At 73.5% G+C, this 21,055-nt stretch carries 18 protein-coding genes; 9 read left to right on the forward strand and 9 right to left on the reverse strand.

Going from position 1 to position 21,055, the window contains the following annotated elements:
- The first annotated feature begins 5 nt into the window (after window positions 1–5).
- Complete coding sequence (locus IF129_RS15875) at window positions 6–755, forward strand: MerR family transcriptional regulator (RefSeq protein ID WP_381480054.1); 750 nt, start codon at window positions 6–8, stop codon at window positions 753–755.
- Between the two features lie 170 nt (window positions 756–925).
- A complete protein-coding gene (locus IF129_RS15880) occupies window positions 926–2,089 on the forward strand; it encodes a hypothetical protein (protein ID WP_191210309.1) in 1,164 nt (387 codons plus the stop codon).
- 111 nt (window positions 2,090–2,200) lie between these two features.
- Here the strand turns inward: IF129_RS15880 and IF129_RS15885 are convergent, their stop codons facing one another.
- Together IF129_RS15885 and IF129_RS15890 are read right to left on the reverse strand one after the other, a co-directional pair.
- Window positions 2,201–2,362: a hypothetical protein gene (locus tag IF129_RS15885; RefSeq protein WP_191210310.1), complete on the reverse strand. Its 162-nt coding sequence runs from the start codon at window positions 2,360–2,362 to the stop codon at window positions 2,201–2,203.
- A 135-nt stretch (window positions 2,363–2,497) separates the two neighbouring features.
- Window positions 2,498–3,241 (reverse strand): hypothetical protein, encoded by a 744-nt coding sequence (locus IF129_RS15890; RefSeq protein WP_191210311.1) that lies wholly within the window; start codon window positions 3,239–3,241, stop codon window positions 2,498–2,500.
- 1,342 nt (window positions 3,242–4,583) lie between these two features.
- Between IF129_RS15890 and IF129_RS15895 the strand changes: the two genes are divergently transcribed.
- Window positions 4,584–6,176, forward strand: coding sequence for a sigma-70 family RNA polymerase sigma factor (locus IF129_RS15895; RefSeq protein ID WP_191210312.1), 1,593 nt, complete (start codon window positions 4,584–4,586; stop codon window positions 6,174–6,176).
- Between the two features lie 238 nt (window positions 6,177–6,414).
- Here IF129_RS15895 and IF129_RS15900 read toward each other — a convergent pair whose 3' ends face one another.
- Window positions 6,415–6,750 carry a hypothetical protein gene (locus IF129_RS15900; protein ID WP_191210313.1) on the reverse strand — a complete coding sequence of 112 codons (336 nt, stop codon included), beginning with the start codon at window positions 6,748–6,750 and terminating at the stop codon, window positions 6,415–6,417.
- A 330-nt stretch (window positions 6,751–7,080) separates the two neighbouring features.
- Here IF129_RS15900 and IF129_RS15905 point away from each other — a divergent pair, with 330 nt between their 5' ends.
- Together IF129_RS15905 and IF129_RS27095 are read left to right on the forward strand one after the other, a co-directional pair.
- A complete protein-coding gene (locus tag IF129_RS15905; RefSeq protein ID WP_191210314.1) occupies window positions 7,081–7,308 on the forward strand; it encodes a hypothetical protein in 228 nt (75 codons plus the stop codon).
- 924 nt (window positions 7,309–8,232) lie between these two features.
- On the forward strand, window positions 8,233–8,664 hold the full coding sequence (locus IF129_RS27095; RefSeq protein ID WP_224755068.1) for a peptidoglycan-binding domain-containing protein: 432 nt from the start codon (window positions 8,233–8,235) through the stop codon (window positions 8,662–8,664).
- 248 nt (window positions 8,665–8,912) lie between these two features.
- On the opposite strand, the gene IF129_RS15915 is transcribed toward IF129_RS27095, so the two are convergent.
- From IF129_RS15915 to IF129_RS15930, 4 genes are all read right to left on the reverse strand, one after another.
- A complete protein-coding gene (locus tag IF129_RS15915; RefSeq protein ID WP_263576233.1) occupies window positions 8,913–9,533 on the reverse strand; it encodes a class E sortase in 621 nt (206 codons plus the stop codon).
- Between the two features lie 804 nt (window positions 9,534–10,337).
- Window positions 10,338–11,762, reverse strand: coding sequence for a metallopeptidase domain-containing protein (locus IF129_RS15920; RefSeq protein ID WP_191210316.1), 1,425 nt, complete (start codon window positions 11,760–11,762; stop codon window positions 10,338–10,340).
- 152 nt (window positions 11,763–11,914) lie between these two features.
- Window positions 11,915–12,469: a putative immunity protein gene (locus IF129_RS15925; protein WP_191210317.1), complete on the reverse strand. Its 555-nt coding sequence runs from the start codon at window positions 12,467–12,469 to the stop codon at window positions 11,915–11,917.
- 545 nt (window positions 12,470–13,014) lie between these two features.
- Window positions 13,015–14,115: a citrate synthase 2 gene (locus IF129_RS15930; protein WP_191210318.1), complete on the reverse strand. Its 1,101-nt coding sequence runs from the start codon at window positions 14,113–14,115 to the stop codon at window positions 13,015–13,017.
- A 513-nt stretch (window positions 14,116–14,628) separates the two neighbouring features.
- Here IF129_RS15930 and pdxH point away from each other — a divergent pair.
- Window positions 14,629–15,252, forward strand: a complete 624-nt coding sequence (gene pdxH / locus IF129_RS15935) for a pyridoxamine 5'-phosphate oxidase (protein WP_191210353.1) — start codon at window positions 14,629–14,631, stop codon at window positions 15,250–15,252.
- A gap of 443 nt (window positions 15,253–15,695) precedes the next feature.
- Window positions 15,696–17,105: a PAS domain-containing protein gene (locus IF129_RS15940; protein ID WP_191210319.1), complete on the forward strand. Its 1,410-nt coding sequence runs from the start codon at window positions 15,696–15,698 to the stop codon at window positions 17,103–17,105.
- On the opposite strand, the gene IF129_RS15945 is transcribed toward IF129_RS15940, so the two are convergent.
- Complete coding sequence (locus tag IF129_RS15945; RefSeq protein WP_191210320.1) at window positions 17,093–17,848, reverse strand: SIS domain-containing protein; 756 nt, start codon at window positions 17,846–17,848, stop codon at window positions 17,093–17,095. The genes IF129_RS15940 and IF129_RS15945 overlap by 13 nt on opposite strands.
- A gap of 156 nt (window positions 17,849–18,004) precedes the next feature.
- Here IF129_RS15945 and IF129_RS15950 point away from each other — a divergent pair, with 156 nt between their 5' ends.
- Window positions 18,005–18,700, forward strand: coding sequence for a metal-dependent transcriptional regulator (locus IF129_RS15950; RefSeq protein WP_191210321.1), 696 nt, complete (start codon window positions 18,005–18,007; stop codon window positions 18,698–18,700).
- Between the two features lie 551 nt (window positions 18,701–19,251).
- On the forward strand, window positions 19,252–20,139 hold the full coding sequence (locus IF129_RS15955) for an alpha/beta fold hydrolase (RefSeq protein WP_191210322.1): 888 nt from the start codon (window positions 19,252–19,254) through the stop codon (window positions 20,137–20,139).
- 40 nt (window positions 20,140–20,179) lie between these two features.
- Here IF129_RS15955 and IF129_RS15960 read toward each other — a convergent pair whose 3' ends face one another.
- Window positions 20,180–20,893, reverse strand: coding sequence for a bifunctional DNA primase/polymerase (locus tag IF129_RS15960; RefSeq protein ID WP_381480061.1), 714 nt, complete (start codon window positions 20,891–20,893; stop codon window positions 20,180–20,182).
- Between the last annotated feature and the right edge of the window lie 162 nt (window positions 20,894–21,055).

The following is a 21,055-nucleotide window of genomic DNA, read 5'->3' on the forward strand; positions in this document are numbered from 1 at the left end:
GGCCGGTGAACGAGACCGTGGGCGAAGGGCGACGGGTGCCGCTGAGAACGGCCGACGTCGCCAGGGAGTCGGACTACTCGGTGCAACAGGTCCGCGACCTGGAGCGGCTGGGCGTCATCCCTCCAGCCCCTCGATCGAGCAACGGCTACCGCTCGTACACGTCGGCTCACGTGCATGCGCTGCGCGCCTATCGCGGCCTGGCCGGTGCCGTCGGACCGGTCGCGGCCCGGCAGTTGCTCGCGGAGCTGAGGACGGGGACGCTCGCCGAGGCGGCCTCGGCGATCAGCGCGGTGCACGTGGGGCTCGCACGGGAACGGGACGAGACGCTGCGTGCTCAACGAGCGTTGCGCGCGATCGAGGGCGAGCCGCGCGCGGAGCCGGAGCACGAGAACGACACGATGACGATCACGCAGCTCGCCGCAGCGCTCGACGTCCGTCCCTCCACGCTGCGGTTCTGGGAGCAGGAGGGGCTCGTCGCCCCGGAACGGGTGACGTCGCTGCGAGCTCGTCGATACGGGCTTGCGGCCGTCAGAGCGGCCCGTATCGTCGCTGCGCTGCGCGGCGCGGGGTACGGCATCCCCGCCGTGCGCGCCATCCTGGGCTCGCTGCACGAGGTCGGCGGTCCGGGAGAGACACGGCGTCTCCTGCACCAACGCCTCGACCGGATCGCCGTGCGCACCGTCGCCCTGCTGCGTGCGGGCACAGACCTGGCAGCCGTCGTCACGTCGGCCGAGGAGCCGTCGACCGACGGGTAGCCCCCGACCCGGCCTCGCGGCCGGGTGGCACCCCCGAGCGGCGGACCGGGAGCCGCACTTGGTCTGGACCAATGGGCATGCTCATGCAAGAGTACGTCGACATCCTTGACGAGAGCAGGAGTGTCCCCATGGCCCGCTTGCGCGTTCCCCGACGGTTATCCCTTGCCGGAGTGGCGGTATCCGCCCTGTTGCTCCTGGGCTCGGCGCCCATGGCGACGGCCGCACCCGCCGAGCGGCTGCCGACCGCGCGGCTGCTCCCGATCCCGTCGGACGGGCTGCACAGCTTCGTCCGGGGGCTGAACAACAGCGGCACGATCGTCGGTGAGTACCACGCGGAGAGCTCCGGCGGGCCGGCCGCGATCCGGTGGAACGCCTACCGCGACGGCTACACCCGCCTCGCGCCCCTGCCCGGTGAGAAGTTCAGCCGCACGACCGCACTGAGCGAGTCGGGATGGGTGGCGGGCCTGTCCTACGACGACCCCTCCCACCTCCACCCCGTCCGCTGGACACCGTGGGGCACCCCGAAGCGGTTGGCTCTTCCCCGGGGTTCCCTCGGCGGCAACGCGGCGGCCGTCAACAACGCCGGGGTCGTGGTCGGCGACGCCCAGCGGGAGGACTCCCGCTCCCGCCCCCTGCGCTGGCGGCCCGACGGCCGCAAGACCCTCCTGCCCCTGCCGCCCGGTGCGAGCAGCGGCACCGCCACGTCGGTCAACAACGCGGGCACGGTGGTCGGGTGGACCGAGCGGCCCGACGGCGCGGCGCACCCCGTGCGCTGGAACGCGGCGGGTGCCGTGAACGAACTGCCGCTTCCCCCGGGGTTCACGGGGGCCCGGACGAGCGAGATCACCGACACCGGCGTGGTCTTCGGTCACGGGCGGCTCGCCGGGAGCACGGAGTACGACCGGGTCCTGGTGTGGGCCGCCGACGGCACCGTCCGCGACGCGGGACGCGGCCGGGCCTACGACGTCAACCTGACCGGCACGGTCGTGGGCTCGTCGCTGGACGACTCCCCGAACGGTGATCCGGCCCGGTGGAACGCGAACGGCACACGGACCGTGCTCGCCAACCCGGCGGAGGCGGCCGGGGAGGTGCTGGCGATCAACAACTGGGGCATGGCCGTCGGGTACGCGTGGCCGCCGGCGGGCAACCCCGCGTTGGACAAGGCGCTCATGTGGAAGCCCGACGGCACGGTCGTCCCGTTGCCGCCGACTCCCCTCGGCCCCTACACGGCGGCGTTCGACGTCAACGATGCCGGAGTGATCAGCGGATTCGCCGTCGGCACCGACGACGACAACAACCCGACGACCTGGCGCGCGACCGTCTGGAAGCGCTGACGCCCTCGGTGACCCGGAAAGGCGAAGCCCCCCGTGAGCCGTTCGGCGGCTCACGGGGGCTTCGTCGCTGCTCTGATGCCCGATGCGATGATCAGTGCGGAGCGCGATGAATCAGTCGTCGTCTCGCGACATCTCGTCCAGCATGACGTCGGCCTCACCCGTGGCACCCGGGTCGTTGTTCATGCCCCCGCCACCCTTGGGCGCGTTCTTGCCGGCCTCCTCCACGGCCTGTGCGGCCATCAACGTACCGACCACGATCTCCGTGATTCCCATCACGCACCTTCCGTCCTGACCGTACGAAATCTTCGATAGCCGGGCCCACGGGCCACGTTCTTTCCAATCCGCCACCCGTGAGGCAATGGTCACGGACCCCGACGCCCCCACCTGGGTGCACGGAGATCACGTGAATTACTCGTCCGGGTCCTTCCACACCAGGTATGCGTAGTCCTGCCCCAGCGTGACACGCCCGAATCTTCCCTCGCCGGTGCGGACGCAGTGCACCGCACCGGAAAAGATCACTTCGATGTCGGTGGCGGTCCGCCAGGATTCCTCCGGTAGTCCGGAGCATTCCTCACGGTCGGGCAGTGCGCTTCGCCATTCGGCGATGCGTGCCTCGCCCACCCCCTCCAGACCCCAGGGGTTGACGGCGCCGCCATGGGTGAAGTCGGCACCGGGGGTGCCGGCGTGCTCGTGGACCTTGCCGGTGTCGAGATCCACATGCGTGTCCCCGACCAGCCCGGTCGGGTCGAGCGTGAAACTCCCCTCCCAGTGGATCCGCTCCCCGATGTCGCTGATCAGCAGGGTGGAGTCCGTGCCAGGGACGACCTCGACCGCTATACGCCGGTCCTCCACGGTCGTGACGAACTCGCCGTCCATCCTGACTTCCAGTTTGCGCAGCGTGTCGATCCGGTAGACGGTGACCTCCTTCTCGCCGTTCACCGTCCGGGTCACGGTCAGTACCGTGTCGTCCTCCGGTTCGAACTCCCCCTTCGCCTGCTCGGCCAGATATCTCTCCAGTGCGAACGTTCCGATCTCCACCAGGATGTCCAGCCCTGGATTGACGATCGGAAGTCCGTCGACCACCGTCAGGGCGATCGACGTGAAGGACCGCCCCTCCCGGGTCTCGCCGTCATGGGTGACGGCGGGGACCACGCAGCCGGTGCCTCCGAACAGCACCGCACACAAGCTCACCAGAATTCCCACTGTTCTCAGGCGTAACAGTGGACGACGCGAACGAATACCCCACGGAAACCCAGACATTGAATCCCCCGTGCTCCTTACGGAACCTTGCCTCCATTACAGCGTACGCATAAGACGTTCAATATGTACACACGCCTCAAAGCGATCTTCATTGACGCGGAGAAGGGCGCACCGCGTCAGGAAAGCGCCCAGCGGGTGGCGGGTCCGGGGCGGGTGGTGGTGACGGTTCGTGGGAGAGCGCCGGTCGGCGACGGGGCATGTGTCAGCAGGCGCGGTGGCCGGCGGCGGGAGCGGTGAGCGCGCGTCGGGCGTGGAATGTCCCGGGCCCTGGGAGGTCTCGGAAGTCGCCACCTCTCCGGGTGACCGGATCGCCGTCAAGTGCCCGAGCTCGAGGGCGGGCGGATGCCCGCGGGGCGGTGCGGATTTCGGTAACGGTTCGGCAACGTCGCGGGAGGGGTGCGGGGGTGGACGCATCGGTGGTGGTGAACGCCCTGCACCAAGTCAAGGATGGGGAAGCCCATGAACGACGCCGGACCCTGCTTGCCACTGCGCCCGGTGGCCAGTGGAGCCGTCGCGCTCTCGCTGCTCGCCGGGCTGCCCGGAGCCGCCCGGGCCGACGGGAATCCTCCTGGCCGAGGGTGGGAAGCCGAGACCGCGGTCGACCACCGGCCGGGCGGGCCGCGTCGGGCAGGTGGATCTGTACCGGGACGACGTCGCGTACGACGGGCTGCCGGACGCCCGCGACGGCAGGCAGCTCGGTCCGCTGCCCCGGGGGCCGGTCCGGCCGGTGATCAAGGAGAGGTTGATCACGGCGTGGAGCGGGGGCACCAGGAGCTGCGCCGCCCGGCCGGTGCCGAATCGGCCGGCAAGTGCCCCCGCCCCCGCCCCCACTCCGTCCTCGCCGAGCGAACCGACGACACCATCGCCGTCTGTTCCAGGTGCGGTCACCGGTACCGACTGATCAGGTCGGAGCGACCGCCTGCCGGAATCCTCGGGTCTCGGCGCGGTCCGGGCGCCCGGTCGAGGGTGCCCCGCGGGGCGCAGGGCCCTGCGCCCTCTGAACGGCGGCGGAGCGTCGTCTCGCCGGGTGCGGTCGCTGCCTGTGACGTATCGCGGGTGACCCCACCACTGGAACGAACGTACGTCTACTGTCGTCGGACGACGCTGACCGGATGGATGGATTCCGGTACGGCGTACCGGGAGCGAACGGCTGTCGAGCCTCCTGGTGCGCGCGCAGTCCATCCCTTCCGGGCCTGCGCGACCGTGCGCCGTCCGGCCGAACTTCAGGAGCACCATGACTGAGTACGCGGGACCCTCCGTCGTCGAGCGTTCGGACACGGAGCTGACGGAAGCGATACGCACCGGTGCCGAGCAGGCGGCGGTGGCGGAACTGTACGCCCGCCACCGGTCCGCCGTGCTGGCCTACGCGCGGACGTGCTGCCGTGACGCGCACACGGCCGAGGACCTCGCGGCCGAGGCGTTCGCGAGGACCCTGGAAGCCGTGCGGTCGGGCGGGGGTCCGACCGGGCCCTGGCGGCCCTACCTGCTGACCGTCGTGCGCAGGACGGCGATGGCCTGGGCGACCACCGCCCGGCGGGCCGAGGTGACGGAGGACGTCGAGCAATGGGAGCACGCCGTCCCGCACACCCACGACGGCGAGGAGTTCACGCTGCGAGGCGAGGAGGACGACCTGGTCCTGCGCGGCTTCCGCGCGCTTCCCGAGCGCTGGCAGGCGGTGCTGTGGCACACGGTCGTGGAGGGGGAGAGCGCCCAGCAGGTGGGCACCATGCTGGGACTGAGCGCCAGCGGGGTGTGGTCCCTGGCGGAGCGGGCCCGGGAGGGGCTGCGCGAGGCGTACCTGTCGGAGCACGCCCACAGCCCACGGGCGTCCGCCGAATGCCGCCGCCACAGCCCGGCGATGGCCGCCGCGGTGCGCCGGGGGCGCCGCACGGCCGGACGCCGCCTCGACCGGCACTTGGTCGAGTGCCGCTCCTGCCGCAGGGCGTTCCGCGACCTGACGGAACTCAACTCCCGGCTGCGCGTGGTCCTGCCGGGCGCCGTGCTGCTGTGGGGTGCGGAGAAGTACGTGTCCTCGTACGCCGCCGCGGCTGCCACGGCCGCCGGAAGCGGTGGTGCGGCGGCCGGTGGCTCGGTGGTGGCGGCCGGTCTCCCCGCCGCCCAACTCGCCGGGGCGTCGCTGGCGGTTGTGACGGCGGTCGGCGCCCTGGTCTACGTCGCCGTGCCCCAGGGCACCGATGCCGGGCGGGCGGATCCGCCCGCGGTCAGCGAGGCTCCCACACGGCCCGGTGCGGGCAGGGCCGCGGCGCCCACGCCGGCTCCGTCGGCTCCCACGCCCGACACGTCCCCCTCGTCCGTGCCGACGTCCGTGTCGACCTTCGCCCTGGCGGAGCCCGTCAGAGCGTCCACGTCCGTACCGGCCGCGCCTGACGAGCGCACGCGGCTGCGGATCGACTCCACGGGCCTGTGCATGGAGATCCCGGGCGGCAGCAGGGAGGTGGGGGCGCAGCCGAGGGAGGCGGCGTGCTCGGGGGCCTCCCACCAGGAGTGGGACGTGACGCCTCAGGAGAAACGCCGCCGGGTGATGCTCCGGAACGTGGGCACCGGGTTGTGCCTCTCCCACACCGGCACCACCACCCCGGGCGCCCCCGTCCGGCAGGCCGCCTGCGACTCCGGCGACGCCCTCCAGATCTGGAGCATCAACCGGCACGACGACCGGGGAATGGCCGGGATCTTCACCAGCGACAACATGTACCTCGGCCTCAAGCAGTGGGCGCCGGCCGCCCGGGGCGAGCCGCACGACTCGCTGATCGCCACCTCTCCCCACTACTACCTCTCCCCGTCCCTGCACTTCCGCACCGACTGGTGACGTGCCGGGCCACGCCTCGCGACCGGGGAATCGGCCACCGACCGGGATACGCGGTCGGTGGCCGATTCCGTGGAGGCCCCCGGTGGGTGGTCAGGTGCCCGCATGGTCTCCGCCTCCGCGTACGGGCGGCTGCCGATCCCGCGGTACGCACGGTCCACCGACGGCACGGTCAACGGTCCGGCGCCCGGACCGGCTCGGCCTGCTCGCGGGAGGGCAGGGCGGGCGACCGCTCGACGGCTTACCGGCGCGGCGCCGCCGGGGTGGCCTGCGAGCTGATCTTTCCGATCACCTCGTTCGCCTGCTCGCTGGGCGACCGCGACGAGCCGAGGGCGCTTGCCTGCGGTGCCGTACCCGTCCGGGATCCGTCGAGCACCGCGGGGGCGTAGGAGTCACGGGCGCGGAGCCGGTGGCTGACCGCCTCGTCCAGGGTCACCGGCCGCTCCAGCCGTGCGGCCAGCCGGGAGGCCTCCCGGCCCAGTGCGGTCACGTCGTCCCAGCGCAGCCTGAGCACCACTGCGAGTTCGGCCTCCCCGTCCGCCAGGGCACGGACAGGGTTGGGGCCAGGGTCGTTCATCGAAGGGTTCCTCCAGTCGTCGGGGTCTTTGGCCGTCCGCCCCGCAGCAGTGGCGGGCTGACCGACGGCTCGCACCGTGCACATGAGGGGAGAGCTGCCTTCCTCGCCGGGCTCCGCCGCTTTGCCCGACCTTTACCGATCGCCGCCATCGATGGGGTGAAGGCCGAAAGTCGACCTTTCTGACCTGCATGGAGTCCGCCGGGCCAGGCGCGCCGGCCGGGTGCGCCGGGAAGCCGACAGGTAAAGAAATGACAAAGCGTCGGGAGTGTGGCGATCCCGTCTCGCTCTTCGCTGGTGACGAGCCACGAAACCGGAGGAGTGCGGAGCGCCATGGGACTCAGCCTGAAGAGGATTGCCGGAGCGGCGGCCGCGTCGGCGGCGCTGTTCGCGTCCGCGGGGGCCGTGGCCTCGCCGGCCGCCGCGGACGCGGGCACTCACCTGGCCGCCACGGGCGGCAACGCCACCGCCACAGTGCTGACCATGGCCGGCGCCTCGCTCCTGCTGCTCCTGGGCGTCTTCATGCTGCGGGGCGGACACAGCAAGCGCTCACGCCGCTGACGCCGAGGGCACGTATCGTCCGGCCTCGCCCACGGGGGGCCGGACACCGCCCGGCATCGGCTTCACCGTCAGCCCTGCGCCGACCGTGACGACGGCCGCACCTGTGAGACCTTCGAGAAGAGGACGGACGTGTCCGCAACGATCTGCCCCCACTGCAACACCGCTCGAGCCGCCCGGGACGCTGACTGCCACTGTGTGGACGCCGGGGCTCATGCGCACGATGACACCGAGCGGTTCGGGCGGACGTGGGTGCGCCCCTACCTCGGCCCGTCGCAGCACGGCGCGTCGTCTTCGGGCACGCATGCGGAACCGTGCACGAGAGAGCCGGTTCCGGACCCTGTGTTCCGGACCGCTCCTGGTCCGGTACTGGGCATCATGCAGGCGTACGTGTCACTGCGGCAGGACGAGGGTCCGGGGCAGGAGTTCCGCGAGGCCGATCCGCAGGCAGCACCTCTGGAAGGGGGGTCGTTCCTGCACCGTCCGCCGGCCGGCATCGCCCAGCCATGCGGACCTCCCGCCCCCGCGTCTGCGCCCCTCCCCCTCGACGACCACGGGGTCGTCCCGCATCCGGTCGACGCGCAGCGCACCGGCGACCCGTCCGGCACTCCCCGGAACGGGGCAGGGCCAGGCGGGCTCCGCGGGAGAACGGCGGCAGCGCATCGGTACGCCGTCCGGAGCGGGCCGGCCAAGGCGGTGGGTGCCGTGGTCCTGCTGGCGGCGGCGATCGGGACCACCACGTTGACCGGCGTGCTCGTCGGCGCCGGCGGAACCGCGCACCGGGGGGCCCCGGAAGCGACGTCCTCCGCCGCATCCGTCACGGAACCGGACACCCCACCCGACCCCGTCGGCCAACCGAGCCGGGCGCCCGACGATGAGACAGCCACGGGGATCGATGGTGGGTCTTCGGTGGTGAACTCCCCTTCGATGCAACCTCCCACGCCCACGCCCACGCCCACATCCTCACGGGCCGCGACATCCTCACGGGCCGCGACACCCTCACCCGACACCACGCCGGAGCCCGCCTCTCCCGGACGGAGGGCCGAAGTCTGCGACGCCCCCCGTCTCCCCGGGGCACCGTGCCCGACCAGCGGAGAGCCACCAGCCTCCCCACCGCCGCGGCAACCCGACGGCCTGTGCTGCGGCGCCACCGGCCTCGACGTAACCGAACTGCAGCTCCGGCTCCGGTGGATCGACTTCCACCAGGGCACGGCCGACGGCATCTACGACCAGCGGCTGACCGACTCGGTCGCCGCCTACCAGAGGAGCCGTGGCGTCACCTCCGACCCGCCCGGCCAGTACGGAGCGGAGACCCGGACCGTACTCGAGCGCGAGGTGCCCGATGTCGTCAGCGACTGAGCCCGGTCGGTGCGCGGGAGCCGGTGCCCATGGGTGATTCGTACGGGTGGAGCGGTCCGCTTCCCCACAGCGCTCCGACGCACACTGCTGGGATGTTCGCCGGACGGTGAGCGTTGCCGAGCGCGTCCCCCTCCCCGAGGCACGGAGCAGGGGAGCCGCGTCGGCGCACGCGTCCAGCGGCCGGGGAGGACGTCGCCCTGCTGTTGGAGGCCGAAGCTCACGTTGAGCCCCGGCCGCTCACGAGTAGGTCAGGCCGTCCGGCTTCGGGGGCGTTCCTCGACGAGCTCGCCGAAGACGATGAGCCGCCCCCGGGTGCTGTACTCGGGGGTGCAGGTCGTGAGGGTGATGTACCGGCCGGAGGTGGTGAAGGGCGATCCGCCGGGGACGGGTCGGAGCACGCTGACGTCGGTCGGGGGTGTCTCGGGGATGCGGCCGGCGACCTCGTAGGTGTAGGAGGCGCTCGCGGTCTCCACGATGATCTTGTCCCCGGGCGCCAGTCTGTCGATCTCCCGGAACGGCTCGCCGTGGGTGTTCCGGTGCGCGGCCAGCGCGAAGTTCCCGGTGGGGTCGGCGGGCATCCCCGTTCCCGTGAAGTGCCCCACCAGCCCTTTGTCGAGCACCTGCTCCGTCCCGGTGCCTTCCGCGATCGGTGAGGCCAGCCCGAGCGCCGGGATGCGGAGGATCGCGAATCCCTCGCCCTGCTCGAACGCACCGGCCTCCTCGACCGTCTGGGGGTCAGGGGGCTCGTCGGTCCATGTCTGTTCCAGCCGGGAGAGTGCCTCGTCGGCCTCGGCTCGGGCCTGGACGTTCGTCCACCACACCTCGTGGACGACGAAGAGGACCATGGCCAGGCCCGATGTGATCAGCATCGTGCTCGCGGCCCGGGATGCGCCCTTGGACGGCGGCTTCCTGCGGCGGCCGGGCGCCTGGCGCCGACGGGAGCCGGTTCGGCGCCTCGACGCCCGTCGGGCCGCGGGCTGTGGTGAGGAAGCCTCCTCCGCATCCGGTGTCGCGGGCTCCGGAGCCGCGCTCGCGTCGGGAACGGGCTCTGGTGGGAGAAGGGCCCCGCCGGTGTCGCCTTGCATGCCAGGCGACCACTCGTGGTGCTGCGGCGCGGCGGCGTGCGGCTGCTGTTCGTGGGTGTACCAGCTGTCGGGTGTCGGGGTGGGTGTGTGTGGTTGTTGGTCGTAGGGATGTGGGTGGTGGGGCCAGTGGTGCTGCGGCGCGGCGGCGTACGGCTGCTGTTCGTGGGCGTACCAGCCGTCCGGCCAGTGGGCCGGTGTGTACGGCTGAGGGGCTGCTGGGGCCGCGCCCCAGTGCGCGGCGTCCTCCGGATGGGGCGTGGTCATGAGAGGCGTTCCTCCGAAGTCTCGGCCGAGGTGGCCCGGCAGGTCTGAGGGCGGCTGTCACGGGGGCGCAGCACAGCGCAGGGCGCCGGGTGGAGAGTTCTGCCACGGCTTGCGTCCCGGGCCGCTGCGGGCGGAGGGCCCGGGATGCTCCGGTGCGGACTGGGCCGGTCGCGATGTCGTCGGGTACCCGTTCGCCGTGAAGCGCGGCGGTCGGGCGGCGGCCAGAGCGGGGCGTTCGCCCAGGCCCGCAGCGTCTGGGGAGGGAAGCCGCGGGCCTGGGCGAACTGGGCGGCGCCGGGTGGGCCGGTCGCCGTAGGGGGCCGGTCAGAGGCTCTGGGTGGCCCTGCGCCGGGAGCGGGCTCGGCGTGCGGCGACGAACGCGCCGCCGAGCACGAGCCCGGTGCCGCCGATGGCGGTCAGCGTGAGCGTGGTGCCGTCGCTGCCCGTTGCGGCGAGGTTCTGGCCCGGGAGGCCGGGGGTGTGGCCGACCTTGCCGGACGGAGCGTCGGTCGAGGGCTGCGCGGTGTCCGTGGCGTCGCCCTCCTGCGTGGCCTCGTTCTGCGTGGCCTCGTCCTGTGCGGCGTGCTGGTGTGCGGAGTCGGTGCCGGTCTCGTCGACGTCGCCGGGACCGGTGGGCACGGCCGGGTCGGTGACCTCCATGGGAGTGGTGGTGTCGGCCGTGTCCTCCGGTGCGACGGCGGTGCTCGGCGCGGCGTCCTTGGCCGGGGTCTTGCCGTCGAGACCGACGGCGATGGTGGCGGCGTCGTCGGTCTGGCCGGTGACCTTCACGGTCACCTTGGCGGCGTCGTCGCGGAGTTCGGTGACGCCGGCATTGCGGTCGGTCGTGTCCAGGACGATCGGGACGGCGGTGTGGTACTTGCCGTCGTCGACGCGGTAGGCGTAGACGCCATCGAGGTTCTTGTCCAGGTGGCCGGAGGGGCGGCGGTATTCGAGGAGCAGGCTCTGCTTGTCCCCCATCGGGATCTCCAGGGCCCGGGTGCCGTTCTGGGAGCCGTAGAGGTGCTTGAGGCTGAAGGTTCCGGAGCCGGTGACGCGCTGGTGTTCGGCGGTCTCCAGCCAGCCCATGCGGATCAGCTGGTTGGCGGAGAGCCCGGCCCCTCCGTTGCCGCCCATCGGGGACCGGCCCGCGACGGCGGCGCGGTCGTTGCAGTCGACGAGGTCGCCGTCCTTGCACTTGTAGCGGACCTGGTGACCGAAGCCGATGTTGTGGCCGAACTCGTGCCGGATCGTGGTCTCGGAGACGGTGTTGTTCTTGGTGTTCAGCCAGGTGAAACGGCCGCCGACGGAGCCCATGCCGGACCAGTAGCAGCTGATGTTGGGAAGGACGATGGACAGGTGGTCCCAGTCCTTCTTCCGTTCCAGGCCCATGGCGGCCACCTGGGCCTCGGCGTCCTCGCGGACTCCCCGGAGGTTGCTGCAGCCCGCCTTCTGGTGCAGCGTCAGCGGGCCGATGACCTTCTCCTTGGCGGCGGGCACGAAGGTGAACCGCCCGCGCGACGTCTCACTGAAGTAGGTGGACAGGGAGTCGCCGGGGCCGAAGTACTTGTCGAGGGCGTCCGCCCGCATCGCCTCGGGGTCGGAGTGGGCGCGGTCGGCGAAGTTGGCCACAACGACCAGGACGCGCCCGGTCTTGGCGTCGTCCGCCGCGGCCGGTGAGGCCGAGGCCCCGACCGCCAGCGCGGTGAGGGAGGCCGCAACGGCCAGGATCCTGCCGGTTCTGGTGTGCATGTGCTCTGTACTCCCGTTGCTCGAAGACTGACGTCACAGGGGGAGAGCGGGCACCGACCGACACCCTCGTGCGGCGTTACCGGTTCGTTACCTTCGGGTCGGGAGGTGGCGTCGCATCCTCGGGCATTCCTGGGTATTCGCGGCGTGCGGTCCTAGGGTGCGGTGGGGGTTGGCCGGGCGCGGAGGGCGGTGTCGAGGGTGCGCAGGAGCGCGCCGACCCGGCCGCCGCCGGAGGCGGCGTGCGGGAGACGGCCGAGGACCGCGCTGACGGCGGGCGGGGCGTGGTCGCGCGCCCAGTCGAGCGTTGTCGTCGGGGCGTCCTCGTGCTCCCCGGGCGTCAACTCCTCGACGCGGGCCGCGTGGGCCGCGGCGCCGAGGATGTGCTTGACCTGGTGGGCGCTGGCCTTGGGGTGGAGGTAGGCCGCGGCGGCGGCATGGCTCGCCGCGCGTGCGGCGTCGACGGCGGCGGCCGGTGCGGCCTCCTGTGCGGCCTTGTACGCGGCCCAGGCGCGCTGTCGCAGTTCCGCCGTGCGCCGGCCGCCCTCGGCGAAGACGGTCGCGGCGTCGATGGCCTCGCGTGGGCGGGCGTCGCCGGGGACGTGCTGCTCGAAGACGGGGAGCACGCGCCGCGCGCACTCCGCCGCGTAGCCGGTGATGCCACGCAGTTCGTCTTCGCTGAGGGGGATGTCGGCTGGCTCGGTCGGCATGGCGGCCATCCTGCCGCACCGGGTGGCTCCGCCGCGCCGGTCGGGGCCCGGAGGCTTCAGGCTCAGGGGGAGGGGGAGGGGGAGGGGGAGGGGGAGGGGCGGGGCTGGGACGCATCATCGGGGGCGTCAGCCTCGTCGCGGGGCCCGCCCGGTGGAGCGTCGCGGGGCGGCCACCCTGGGGGCGCCGCGACGGCCGGTGGGGACGAGGAGGCCCTCGGCCTCGGGCACGTTGCGGTGGAAGTTCGAGGGGTCGAGTCGGGCGTCCCGGGCCGTCTCGTAGACGCCGCGCAGTTCGGTGATGGTGAGCTCGGGGTCGCAGAAGCTGGTAACGCGACGCGGCTCCTGGTGAGCCTGCTTGCCGCTCCCGGCTTCCCGTGGCGCACCGTGGACCCGGCCGGCGTTCCCGGACCCGCCGCCCGGCCGCGCCGCCCCCGGCCCGGGTCCTTCACCGGGGGCGGAGACGGCGGAGACGGTCCGGGGCCGACGGCCCGGCGGGTGCCGGCTGCGGTCGCCGGGGGCGGGCCGCCGCCGACCCCGGTGGCGGGTCAGCGGGCGACGGTGGAGAAGCCGTCGATCTCCTGCGGGCCGCGGCGGCCCGGGCCGGTGTAGCGGGCGGAGGGGCGCACGAGGCGGCCGGTGCGCTTCTGCTCCAGGATGTGCGCGGACCAGCCGGCCGTGCGGGCGCAGGTGAACATGGAGGTGAACATGTGCGCCGGCACCTCGGCGAAGTCGAGCACGATGGCGGCCCAGAACTCGACGTTGGTGGCGAGGACGCGGTCGGGGCGGCGGGCCTTCAGTTCGCTCAGCGCGGCCTTCTCCAGCGCCTCGGCGACCTCGAAGCGCGGGGCGCCGAGCTCCTTGGCCGTGCGGCGCAGGACGCGGGCGCGGGGGTCCTCGGCGCGGTAGACGCGGTGGCCGAAGCCCATGAGCCGTTCGCCCTGGTCGAGCTGATGCTTGACGTAGGCGGTGGCGTCGCCGGTGCGCTCGATCTCCTCGATCATGCCGAGGACGCGGGAGGGCGCGCCGCCGTGGAGGGGGCCGGACATGGCGCCGACGGCGCCGGAGAGGGCGGCGGCGACGTCCGCGCCGGTGGAGGCGATGACGCGGGCGGTGAAGGTGGAGGCGTTCATTCCGTGCTCGGCGGCCGACGTCCAGTAGGCGTCGACGGCGGCGACGTGCTTGGGGTCGGGCTCGCCGCGCCACCGGCGCATGAACCGCTCGACGACCGTGTCGGCCTTGTCGATCTCGCGCTGCGGGACCATGGGCAGGCCCTGGCCACGGGCGGACTGGGCGACGTAGGACAGGGCCATGACGGCGGCGCGGGCCAGGTCGTCGCGGGCCTGCTCGGCGTCGATGTCGAGCAGCGGTTTGAGGCCCCACACGGGGGCGAGCATCGCGAGGGCGGACTGCACGTCCACGCGGATGTCACCGGAGTGGACGGGGATGGGGAAGGGCTCGGCCGGGGGCAGCCCGGGGTTGAAGCCGCCGTCGACCAGCAGCCCCCAGACGTTCCCGAAGGAGACGTGCCCGACCAGGTCCTCGATGTCGACACCCCGGTAGCGGAGGGCGCCGCCCTCCTTGTCGGGTTCGGCGATCTCCGTTTCGAACGCGACGACTCCTTCGAGTCCGGGGACGAAATCGGACATCAGGCGGCTCCTCTGCGTGGGTCGGAACGGCTCCGCTGCCGACTGTGCCGCGGGCTTGCGGTCCATTGCCGAGATCCGGATGGTGCGCGCGCGGGTGATCTCCCCGCCTCGGGCGCGGTCGAACACGATAGCCGCGCCCGGCGCCCCCGGTCCCTTCACCGTCGGTGATTTTCGCCGGTTCGTCACCTCGGGGAGGTGAGTGAGAAGGGGCACACGCGGTGATCGGGTTGCCCTGGGTGTAGGGCGTGTGGAGACGGGGAAGACTGGGCCATCACAGCCGGAGACCGGCGTGCGGTCCGTGGTCCGGGCTCGTGACGGTCCGCGTCTGTCGTGCGGCCCCTGCTCCCGTGTCCCGGGCCGGGGGGTTGCTGCAAGATGAGAGGCGTGTCTGACGCCCAGGATCACCCTCACCACGCAGACCCGTCGATCGAGGCCGCCTTCGTGGCGCAGGCGGCGGCCGACGTCGCCGAGTCCGCGGCCGCCCGCGCCCGCCGGGCCCTGGACCCGGCCGCGATGCGGGCCCACTACCGCAGCGCCGGCCTCCTGGAACGTGATCTGGCCGACGAGCCGGCCGAGCAGTTCAGCCACTGGTTCCACGACGCGGAGGCGGCCGGGCTGCACGAGCCGAACGCGATGGTCCTGTCGACGGTGGACGCCGAGGGCCGTCCGAGCTCCCGCACGGTGCTGCTGAAGGCGTACGACGCGGCCGGGTTCGTCTTCTACACCAACTACGGCTCCCGCAAGGGGCGGGACATCGCCGCGAACCCGCAGGTGTCGCTGCTCTTCCCCTGGCACGGCATCGCCCGGCAGGTGATCGTCGCGGGCCGGGCGGCCCGGATCGGCCGGGCCGAGACGGCGGCGTACTTCCGCACCCGTCCGCACGGCTCGCAGCTCGGGGCGTGGGCGAGCGAGCAGTCGTCCACGGTGGCGTCGCGGGAGGAGCTGGACGCGCTCTACGCGGAGCTGGCCGCCCGCTACCCGGAGGGGGAGGACGTGCCCGCGCCGCCGCAGTGGGGCGGGTTCCGCGTCGTCCCGGAGACGGTGGAGTTCTGGCAGGGCCGGGAGAACCGGTTGCACGACCGGCTGCGCTACCGCCGCGAGGACGGGGGCTGGGCGGTCGAGCGGCTGTGCCCGTGAGCGCCGCGGGGCGCGTGGGGAGTCACGGGAACGCAGACGGCCTGCGGGTCGCTTCCCCTGACCGCCGTGGCGGCAGGGGGCCGGTCGGACGTACCGGCGACCCGCAGGCCGGGTGACTGCGTGGATATGAGCCGGGCTGAGCCGGCTGCGCTGAGCGAGACGGCAGGCCCTTAGGCCGCAGTCACCTCACGCGTCCGGTGGTCATGCATGCTCCGGATCACCTCCTTTCTCGTGTGCCCGCACGCTAACTCCGCTCCCCGGGGCCGGGCAACGGAATTTCAAGGGCGCAACGATTTCCGCGAACGGGGTGTGTGTTGCGTCACGTTCGCGTTGAATGAGTGTGCGTGCCCCGTGCACGTAATCGCCCGTACACGCGGGTCCAGGAGTCCACCGCTTCGAGCAGCAGAGCGGCACGGCCACGAGCCGGGCCGCCGGGGGTGCAGATGTCCGCTCAGCCCGATACCCACTCCGAGCCGACGGCCGACGGCGGGGAGGGCACCTCCGCCGCCCCCGAGGTGCCGGACGGCTCCTGTCTGCTCGCGGCGCTGCTCGACGGCATGGACGCCGCGCTGTTCGCCCTGGACGGCGACGCCGTCGTCACCCACTGGAACCGCGAGGCCGAGCGGATGCTCGGCTGGAGCCAGGAGGAGGCCGTGGGGCGGCGCGGCCTGAGCGGCTGGGCGGTCCGCCCGGCCGACGCCGCCGACGTCGAGGAGCGGCTGCTGGCGCCGATGCGCGTGCCGGGCCGCCAGGTGCACGAGTTCGCGCTGGTCACGAAGGACGGCGGCCGGGTGCTGGTGCGCACGCAGTCCTCCGTCGTGCGGGATGCGGCCGGGGAGCCGGCGGGCGTCTACTGCGCGTTCAGCGAGGTGCACACGCAGATCGACCTGGAGCGGTCGGTGGCGCTGAGCGAGGCGTTGTTCGACGACGCGTCGTGGGGCGTGGTGCTCATCGACGCCGACCTGCGCCCGGCCGTCGTCAACCAGCACGCGGCCCGCGCCTTCGGGGTGCGGCGCTCGACGCTGCTGGGCCGGCCGCTCGGCGACGCCCTCAGCAACGGCCTGGAGGAGCTGGAGAGCGCGCTGCAGCACGTGCTGGCCGAGGGCACCCCGCCCGCCCCGGCGGACCTGTGGGTCACGCTGCGGCCGCACGGCGACGGCCCGGTGGACCCGCCGCTGCGGCGGTGCTGGCGCAGCGGCTTCCTGCGGCTGTCCTCGCCGCTGGCGGAGGAGCCGGTGCCGCTGGGGGTGGCCTGGCTGTTCCACGACGTCACCGAGACCAAGCTGGCCGAGCAGCAGGCCGCCCGGCTGCGGTTCCGCGACAGCCAGCTGCACCGGGCGGCGCGGGCGGCGGCCGAGTGCGAGGACCCGATGGAGGCCGCGGTCGCCCACCTGGACTTCGCCCTCGCCGGGTACGCCGACCACGCCCTGCTGGACCTGGCGGCCGGCGCGCGGCTGGTGCGGACGGCGCACGCCCCCGGCGGTTCGGCCTGGCACCCGACGCCGGAGAGCGGCCTGCCCGTCCCGTACATGGCCAACCACCCGGCGCTCCAGGCGTTCGAGCACGGCGGCCCGGTGCGCGCGGGGGCGGGCGGGAGCACGTCCCCGGAGTGGGCCGCGGCGCGTTCGTGGCCGGAGGGGACGGCGTACGGGCTGTGCGCGGCGCTGCGCAGCCGGGGCCGGACGCTGGGCGTCGTCACGTTCCTGCGCGGCCCGGCCCGGCGCAACTTCGACCGGGCGGACACCGTGTACGCGCAGGACATCGCGGTGCGGATCGCGGCCTCCGTGGACCTGGCGCAGGCGGTGCGCGGGGAGCGCCGCCCGCGCGGCGGCCCGGCGGCTCAGTCCCGGTAGAAGATCCGGTCCGCGTACTCCGTCATGACGCGCTCGTTCCAGGCGTGCCCGCCGTCGACGTTGCCGGAGCGCAGCAGCGGCGGGGTGAGGCCCCGCTCGGCGAGGACGCCGGCCGCCGTGGCGACGGCGGCCTGGAGCAGGGCGCTGGCGACGACGGTGGAGGCGGGGGCGAAGGGCGCCGGGATGCCGGGGTGCGTGAGGGTGGCGTCGCCGACGGGGACCCGGCAGTCGAGCACGACGTCGCAGTGGTCCTTGAGGAAGGTGCCCGAGGCGTGCCGGGAGGCGGTCTCCCGCGCGTAGGCGGCCGACGTCAGGCCGATCACCCGCAGCCCCAGTTCCCGGGCGTGCTGCGCCATCTCCACGGGCAGCGGGTTGCGGCCGGAGAGCGAGACGACGACGAGGGCGTCCCCGGCGCGGGCGGGGGAGGCGTCCAGGGTGGCCGTGGCCAGCCCGTCGACGCACTCCAGGGCGCTGCCGAGGGTCGCGGGGCGGACGTCGACGCCGACGACGCCGGGGACCGTCAGCAGGTTCACGACGGCCAGGCCGCCGGCCCGGTAGACGACGTCCTGGGCGACGAGCGAGGAGTGCCCGGCCCCGAAGGTGAACAGTCGGCCGCCCTCGGCCACGGTGTCGGCCAGCAGCGTGCCCGCCGCGGCGACGGACGCCGCCTCCCCTTTCCTGACCTGCTCCAGCAGGCCGATCGCACCGTCGAAGAACCGGTCGGCAAGCTCACTCGCGCTCATGGCGCTCACGCTAGAGGACCGAAGAGGTCTGGACCAGAGGGCCCGCGCCGCCGGTGCGCGCCCGCTGTGTGGGCACGGTGGCAACGGTTGTCGGCCGCATGCGTCAGAATTGAGGCCAGGGCCACCGCACCAGCTGACGAGGGGCACGTAGACCAGATGTCAGGACTCATCGACACCACCGAGATGTACCTCCGCACCATTTTGGAGCTGGAGGAAGAAGGCGTCGTGCCCATGCGTGCCCGCATCGCCGAGCGCCTGGACCAGAGCGGTCCGACCGTCAGCCAGACGGTGGCCCGGATGGAGCGGGACGGTCTGCTGACCATCGCCGGGGACCGCCACCTGGAGCTGACCGGCGAGGGCCGCATGCTCGCCACCCGCGTCATGCGCAAGCACCGGCTCGCCGAGTGCCTGCTCGTCGACGTGATCGGGCTGGAGTGGGAGCAGGTCCACGCCGAGGCGTGCCGCTGGGAGCACGTGATGAGCGAGGCCGTCGAGCGGCGGGTGCTGGAGCTGCTGCGGCACCCCACCGAGTCCCCGTACGGCAACCCGATCCCGGGGCTGGAGGAGCTGGGGGAGTCGGGGGACGGGGAGCCGTTCCTGGCCGACGCGATGGTGAGCCTCGCCGACCTGGCCCCGGGGCCGGACGGCAAGACCGTCGTCGTCCGGCGCATCGGCGAGCCGATCCAGACGGACTCCCAGCTCATGTACACGCTGCGGCGGGCGGGCGTGCAGCCCGGCTCCGTGGTCACCGTGACGCCGGCTTCGGGGGGCGCCGTGCACGTCGGCAGCGGGGGCGAGGCGGCCGAGCTCCAGGGGGAGGTCGCGGCCCACGTCTTCGTCGCCAAGCGCTGAGCGGAGGTATCCGTTCCGGTGGGGCACCGGGTGGGCGTCGGCCGTGCGACCTGCGGTTCTTCGCCGATCGTGCTGACGTCGCGTCAACACGGGTTTTTTCCTCGGGCACTTGACCGGAATGCGTCCGGCCGGGTGCGGGGCGTGACACCCTGGCACCTGACGCATCGGTCGGGCGGAAGGGGTGGACGTGGCCGGACGGCTCGTCGCGGAGGCCCCGGCGCCGCATGCGACCGGGGCCCCGCTTCCCCGCACCCCCTGTCGGGTGCGGCCCGGATCCCCGAGCATCCCGGGCCGCCTCCCTCGGGCGCCCGATACCTCCCGATTCCGTGTGGCGCCCGCCTCCCGCTACGTCTCTCCCCGGCGCAGGGGGCGTCAACCGTGATCCGCCGTCACTCGAAGGTGGGAAGTTGCGCTGCTTCCACGCGTGTTCGAATGATCGTTCGATACCGTGGGGTGTGCGCCGAGGGCCGGGGTCGGTTCCCCGCCCGGAGGCCGGGCAAGCGTCGTAGAGCGGATTTCCAGCCAGTTTCCGGATGGGGGTGTCGGGTCATATGGTGCGACGCATCGATGTCACCGGTGCGGGCGGAGTCGGGCTCGCCGCCTGGGAGTTCGACGACCCGCCCAAGACGCCCCCCGACGGGGAGCGGGCGGCGGCCGCGTCGGAGGAGCAGCACCGGCCCGCCGTGCTCTTACTGCACGGACTGATGGGCCGGGCGTCCCACTGGGCGACGACGGCCCGCTGGCTGTCGTCCCGCTACCGGGCCGTCGGGCTCGACCAGCGCGGGCACGGGCGCAGCGACAAGCCGCAGGACGGCCCGTTCGACCGGGACGCCTTCGTGTCCGACGCCGAGGCCGCCGTGGAGCAGCTCGGTCTCGGGCCCGTCGCGCTCGTGGGCCACTCCATGGGCGCGCTCACCGCCTGGCAGCTCGCCGCGCGCCGTCCCGACCTCGTCCGCTCCCTGGTCGTCGCCGACATGCGGGCCTCCGCCCTCGGCGAGCAGTCCCAGCGCGAGTGGGAGGCGTGGTACCGCTCCTGGCCGCTGCCGTTCGCCACCCAGGCCGACGTACGGAGGTGGTTCGGTGAGGACGATCCGGCGCTGGAGCGGCCCAGCCGTTCCCGGGGCGCGTTCTACGCCGAGGTCATGGCCGAACAGGCCGACGGCTGGCGCCCGGTGTTCTCCCGCCGGCAGATGCTGATGGCCCGTGAGGCCTGGGTGCACGACGCGCACTGGGACGAGCTGGCCCAGGTCCGCTGCCCCGCCCTCGTCGTCCGTGGCATCGACGGGGAGCTGGGTCGCGCCGAGGCGCAGGAGATGGTCCGCGTCCTGCCGGACGGCGCGTACGCGGAGGTGCCCGACGCGGGACACCTCCTCCACTACGACCAGCCGGAGGCATGGCGCGCGGCGGTCGAGCCCTTCCTGGCGGCGACGCTGCCCTGACCGCGCCGCCACCGGTCCGACCGGGGCGGCGCGGGCCCGGTCAGCTCCGGCGGGACGCCGCCGCCTCCTGGCCGCAGCAGTAGGCCAGCTGCGGGAGGAGCTCCGCCACGTCCGGCAGCCACCGGTTGGCCGCCGTGGGACGCCGTGCCCACTGCACCGAGCCCCGCACCCCGACGCGGGTGGGCGGGGCGGCGACCCACGACCCGGCGGCGTGCGTCGCCAGGTCCAGCGCCCCCGGCGACCACCCCAGTCGCCGGATCAGATCGGGGGCCTTCGCCGCCGCACCGGGGAGCACGAAGAACAGCATCCGCCCCAGCGGCGTGCACGTCACCGGACCCAGCGGCACGCCCATGCGCTCCATGCGGGCCAGGGCCAGGCACCCGGCGACCTCCGGCACGTCGACGGCCTCGAAGGCGCGGCCCGTCGGCAGCAGCACCGAGGCGAACGGCGACCGCTCCCACAGCCGCCGCGCGGCCGCCCCGCTGCCCGTCGCGTGCGCGGCCCAGCCGGGCTCGGCGGGGTGGGCGCCGGGCGCCGGACAGCCCGCCGAGCCGCAGGTGCAGCGCGGCACCCCGTCGACGATTTCCAGCCAGGTGCCGGGCAGGACGTCCCAGTGCCGCTCCCCGGCGTACCGGACGGCGTGGTCGAGCGGTGTGTCGCCGTGCCGCGGGACCGGCTGGCGGGGCACCTTGGGGGACGGCTGCGGGGGCGGGCCCGCCGGGGTGACTGCGATCGTCTCTTCCACGCCCATCACAACTCCCGGCCCCGGCCGGGGTTACGGCCGGTCGGTACCGCACCGGAGGTGCACCGGTCCCGCAGCCCTCCCCTCCCGTGCACGCGAGGGCACGCCGGGGCACGCAGGGGTCCTCGCGGCGCACGGAAGCACGGACGGGGGCGCAGACCCGGCCGACGCGGT

It is taken from the genome of Streptomyces chumphonensis (assembly GCF_014779715.1).
GTDB lineage: Bacteria > Actinomycetota > Actinomycetes > Streptomycetales > Streptomycetaceae > Streptomyces > Streptomyces chumphonensis.